This is a genomic window from Agathobaculum sp. TL06, from assembly GCF_054658635.1.
On the sequence record NZ_BAAGGY010000055.1, the window covers coordinates 1 to 1,958 of the forward strand.

2 protein-coding genes are annotated in these 1,958 nt (G+C 60.1%); both read left to right on the top strand.

Annotated features, from left to right (window positions below; genetic code table 11):
- Window positions 1-24: 24 nt before the first annotated feature.
- Window positions 25-825 carry an acryloyl-CoA reductase electron transfer subunit gamma gene (gene acrB, locus ACYQ3S_RS15575; RefSeq protein WP_459690276.1) on the top strand — a complete coding sequence of 267 codons (801 nt, stop codon included), beginning with the start codon at window positions 25-27 and terminating at the stop codon, window positions 823-825.
- 21 nt (window positions 826-846) lie between these two features.
- Complete coding sequence (gene acrA / locus ACYQ3S_RS15580) at window positions 847-1,956, top strand: acryloyl-CoA reductase electron transfer subunit beta (protein WP_459690277.1); 1,110 nt, start codon at window positions 847-849, stop codon at window positions 1,954-1,956.
- The last annotated feature ends 2 nt before the right edge of the window (window positions 1,957-1,958 follow it).

Below are 1,958 nucleotides of genomic sequence, written 5' to 3' on the forward strand. Positions count from 1 at the left end.
TAAGAAAAGGAGGAGAACAGGACTATGAAAGCAATCGTATGTGTAAAGCAGGTTCCGGATACCTCCGGCAAGGTAGCGGTGAATCCGGACGGGACGCTGAACCGAGCGTCGATGGAAACGATCACGAATCCGGACGACCTGAACGCAGTAGAAGCAGCGCTGAAGCTGAAGGATGAGACGGGGTGCAAGGTCGTGGTAATCACGATGGGCCCCCCGCCGGCGGAAGGCATGCTGCGTGAGCTGCTGGCGCGCGGCGCGGACGAGGCGGTGCTGGTATCGGCCCGTGAGTTCGGCGGATCGGACACGTTTGCGACCTCGCAGATTCTCGCGGCGGCAGTAAAGAAGGTCGGGCTTGAGGACGACGATATCGTATTCTGCGGACGTCAGGCGATCGACGGCGATACGGCGCAGGTAGGCTCGCAGATCGCGGAGAAGCTGGGCGTACCCCAGATTTCGTACGCGGCGGACATCAAGAAGGAAGGCAACACGGTAACCGTCAAGCGCATGCTGGAGGACGGGTACATGACCATCCAGGCGAAGACGCCGTGCCTGCTGACGTGCATTAAGGAACTGAACGCACCGCGCTATATGTCGCTGAGCGGGATCATGGACTGCTACGCCAAGCCGGTGGAAGTATATGATTACAACACCCTGAAGGATGATCCGCTGATCGATCCCACCACGATCGGTCTGAAGGGGTCGCCGACGAACATCTTCAAGTCGTTTACGCCGCCGCAGAAAGGCAAGGGCAAGATGCTTGAGGGCGCGGACAAGGCGACGTGCGAGACCCTCGCGGCGGAGCTTCTGAAGAAGCACATCATCTAAAGGAAAGGGGAATAATGAACAATGGCTGAATTTAACAACACCAATCTGGCCGATTTCAGCGGGGTTTGGGTATTCTGTGAGCAGCGCCAGGGCAAGCTGCAGCCGACGGTGCTTGAGCTGATGAGCGAGGGACGCAAGCTGGCGGACGACATGGGCGTAGAGCTGTGCGGCCTGCTGCTGGGCAAGGACGTAGACGGAATGGCCAAGGAGCTTGGCGCATACGGAGCGGACAAGGTATACATTGCGGATTCGCCGCTGCTGGAGACCTACACGACGGACGCATACGCGAAGGTAATCTGCGACACGGTAATGGAGAAGAAGCCGGAGATCATGCTGATCGCGGCGACGAACATCGGCCGAGACCTGGGACCGCGCTGCGCGGCGCGTCTGCACACGGGCCTGACCGCGGACTGCACGCATCTGGACGTAGACGTAGAGAAGTACGCGGCGTTCCTGAAGGAAGCGTCGACGCTGCCGGAGGCGCAGATCGACGCGCTGGACCGCTCTGACCGCAACCTGAAGATGACGCGACCCGCGTTCGGCGGCCACCTGATGGCGACGATCATCTGCCCGCGTTTCCGTCCGCAGATGGCGACGGTTCGCCCGGGCGTGCTGAAGAAGAGCGAGTACGACGAAGCGAAGGCGAATGCGGTAGTGGTAGAGAAGCTGAGCATCAGCCTGAGCGAAGCGGACATCGAGACCAAGGTGCTTGAGGTCGTAAAGGAAGCCAAGGAGCTGGTAGACCTGACGGGCGCAGAGGTAGTGGTATCGGTAGGCCGCGGCATCTCGAAGGATGTAGAGACGGGCATCAAGCTGGCGGAAGATCTGGCGGCGGAGTTTGGCGGCGTAGTAGGCGGCAGCCGTGCGGCGATCGACTCTGGCTGGCTGACGGCGGACCACCAGGTAGGCCAGACGGGCAAGACGGTACATCCGAAGCTGTACATTGCGCTGGGCATTTCGGGAGCGATCCAGCACAAGGCCGGCATGCAGGATTCCGAGTGCATCATCGCGGTGAACAAGGCGGATGGCGCGCCGATCTTTGACGTTGCCGACTACGGCATCTGCGGCGACTTGTTCAAGGTTGTTCCCATGATGATCGACGCGATTAAGGCTGCTAAGGCTTCTAAGTAAAA

Bases quoted from the DNA above. Each gene is read 5' to 3' on its own strand.
- acrB (WP_459690276.1), top strand. From the start codon at position 25: ATGAAAGCAATCGTATGTGTAAAGCAGGTTCCGGATACCTCCGGCAAG.
- acrA (WP_459690277.1), top strand. From the start codon at position 847: ATGGCTGAATTTAACAACACCAATCTGGCCGATTTCAGCGGGGTTTGG.